The sequence below is a fragment of the Flavobacterium sp. UBA4854 genome, assembly GCF_002399805.1.
GTDB lineage: Bacteria > Bacteroidota > Bacteroidia > Flavobacteriales > Flavobacteriaceae > Flavobacterium > Flavobacterium ginsengisoli.
On sequence record NZ_DHEI01000062.1, the window covers coordinates 1 to 3125 of the forward strand.

Sequence of the window (3125 nt, forward strand, 5' to 3'; positions counted from 1 at the left end):
ATTTCTTTTGATGATGATAAAACTGAATATCCGCATGCGCAAGGTTTCGAAAATTTCATTGAAAAACTAACACAATATTTTCCTGGAGAAAAAGAAAATCTAGAACAATACTGCCAAAAAATAAAAACAGTCTGCAAAACATTTCCGCTTTATAATCTAGAATCGGAGGGAAAATATGACGATGAAATTTTAGCGCTCAACGCGAAAGAAACCATAGATTCTTTTACTGAAAATGAAAAACTAAAAGCCGTCTTGGCAGGTTCTAATTTTCTCTACGCTGGAATTCCAGATAAATCGCCATTTTATGTACATGCACTTGTAGTCAATTCCTACATTGAAAGTTCATGGCGTTGTGTAAATGGCGGAAGTCAGATTACCAAACAATTGCTGAAACAGCTTAAAAAATATGGCGGAGAGTTTTTCAAACATAAAGAAGTCATCAAAATCGAGGTTGAAAATCAAAAAGTAAATTCGGTACAAATAAAAGACGGAACCGAAGTTTCTGGAACGTATTTTATTTCGAACATCGAACCAAAAACGACTTTGAAAATGGCGGGTCAGGAAAACTTTAGAAAACCATTTTTCAATAGAATTCAAAATCTAGAAAACGTACTTTCTGCTTTCAGTTTGTATATCGTTTTTAAACCTAAAACATTCAAATACATCAATCACAATTATTATCATTTTAAAAGTGCCGATGATGTTTGGACTTCTTATGATTATGATGAAAATTCGTGGCCAAAAACTTTTATGGCTTCTATGAATCCGTCAAAAAAGGATGAAGAATGGGCAGACGGAATGACATTTTTGACTTATATGAAATATGATGATGTTAAAGCTTGGGAAAACACTTTCAACACCACTTTTGAAGAAAATGATCGAGGAGAAAGTTATGAGGAATTCAAAACCAAAAAAGCGACTAAATTTTTAGAAGAAATCGAGAAAAAGTTTCCTGGAATAAAAGAATGTATTAAATCGGTTCATGGTTCTACTCCACTTTCGTATCGTGATTATATTGGCGGAGACGGAGGAAATATGTACGGATATGTTAAAGATTCTAATAATCCGATGAAAACTTTAATTCCGACTAAAACTAAGGTAGAAAATCTTTATCTTACAGGCCAAAGTATCAACATGCATGGTGTCTTGGGAGTTACAGTTGGAGCGGTTATAACTTGCTCAGAAATTGTAGGAAAAGAATATCTGCTCGAAAAAATTAAAAAAGCATCTGAATAGTCTCATTATGAAAAACCGAATTCTTTATATTTTTCTCATCGGTTTTTTAAGTTTGATGGTTTCCTGCGGCACTTCAAAATCAAAAAAACACACTCCAGATCTTACAGGTTTAAATGATGCAAAACCTACTGTCACCAAATTATCTGATAGTATTTTTGTTTCTGGAAAAAATTCCCTTTTAAAAAACAAACAAGGTCTTTGGGAATTGTATGTCGAAGGTGATCCGCTTGAGATTGGGCTTTCAACTGGAGCTCTGACAGATTCACTTTTACACAAACAGCAACGCATTTTTTTCTCGAAAATAACCGATTTAATTCCGTCAAAATTCCAGCAGAAAATGCTTCGTCAGTTTTTAAAATGGTACAATCGTAAATTGTACTTAAATGTTCCCAGCGAATATCAGACTGAAATTTACGGTGTTTCTCAATATACTTCGAACGACTTTGATAATATCGCACCGCAATATCAGCGCGGTTTGTACTTACATGCTGCACATGATATTGGACACGCTTTACAGGATTTGGCTTTAGTTGGCTGTTCTTCTTTTGCCGCTTGGAACGAAAAATCGGAAGATGGAAATTTAATTCTGGCGCGAAATTTTGATTTTTATGTGAATGACGCTTTCGCGGAAAATAAAATCGCTGCCTTTATAAAACCAAAAGAAGGATATCCGTTTATGATGGTCACTTGGCCAGGAATGATCGGAGCGGTTTCTGGAATGAATTATGAAGGATTGACTGTAACAATAAATGCTTCGAAATCTAAAATTCCGCTTAGTGCGAAAACACCGATTTCTATCTTGACTCGCGAAATTTTACAGCACGCCAAAAATCTTGACGAAGCCATTGCTATTGCAAAAAAAAGAAAAGTCTTTGTTTCTGAATCAATTATGGTTGGAAGTGCCAATGATAACAAAGCCATTTTAATTGAAGTTTCTCCAGATAAAATGGACGTTTATGATGTTGCAAATTCAGATCAGTTAATTTGTTCGAATCATTTTCAAGGAGAAGCTTTCAAAGAAGACAAACGAAATCTGGAACAAATTGCCAATAGTCACTCTGAATATCGTTACGAAAGAATGCAGGAATTGCTGTCTGAAAACCCAAAAGTAAATCCTGAGATTGCTTCAGAAATTCTTAGAAATAAAGATGGTCTAAAAAACATTTCTTTAGGATATGGAAATGAAAAAGCACTCAATCAATTGTTGGCGCATCACGGAATTATCTTTAAACCAAAAGAAAAATTAGTTTGGGTTTCGGCAAATCCGTTTCAATTGGGCGAATTTGTTTGTTATGATTTGACTTCAATTTTTGGCGAAAATAGAAATGAAACAAAATCGTTTCAGAAAGAAAATCTGAATATTGCAAAAGATCCTTTCTTGGAAACAATTGCTTTTCAGAATTTTAAAAAGTTCAAAATTGAAGATCATAAAATAGATTCTATTTTAGAAAAAAAAGAAACTGTTTCTCTAGAGTTTCTTCAGAATTATCAAGCGTTAAACCCTAATTATTGGGTTGTATATTATAAGACAGGATTGTACTTTTACCAAAAAAAGGAATTTCTACAAGCAAAGCTAAATTTTGAAAAAGCTTTGAGTCACGAGATCACTACAGTTCCTGATAAAGAAAAAATTGAAAAATATTTAAAAAAAGTCAAAAGAAAATTACAATGATTCCAGCAATAGAAAAAGATTCTTTAGAAGAAATTAAAATTTTTCAAGAAAAAAAATTAGCCGAACTTTTAGCATACATCAGCGAAAATTCCCCTTTTTATAAAAGACTTTTTGCTGGACAGAATATTGACATTTCGAAAGTTAAAACGCTGGAGGATTTACAGCATTTACCTGTTACAACCAAAGAAGATTTGCAGCAATATAATGATGATTTCTT

At 33.1% G+C, this 3125-nt stretch carries 2 protein-coding genes and 1 pseudogene; all 3 read left to right on the plus strand.

Features of this window, described 5'->3' with window-relative positions; genetic code table 11:
* Positions 1-1236, plus strand: a 1236-nt coding sequence (locus tag B3J44_RS08930) for a phytoene desaturase family protein (protein ID WP_286967903.1), incomplete at its 5' end; no start/stop codon positions are given.
* Between the two features lie 7 nt (positions 1237-1243).
* Positions 1244-2908 (plus strand): C45 family autoproteolytic acyltransferase/hydolase, encoded by a 1665-nt coding sequence (locus B3J44_RS08935; protein WP_286967905.1) that lies wholly within the window; start codon positions 1244-1246, stop codon positions 2906-2908.
* Positions 2905-3125: pseudogene (locus B3J44_RS08940) on the plus strand (phenylacetate--CoA ligase family protein); the annotation flags it as partial. The gene B3J44_RS08935 and the pseudogene B3J44_RS08940, both read left to right, overlap by 4 nt.

Excerpts from the sequence above, each read along its gene's own strand:
- B3J44_RS08935 (WP_286967905.1), top strand. The coding sequence starts at position 1,244 with ATGAAAAACCGAATTCTTTATATTTTTCTCATCGGTTTTTTAAGTTTG.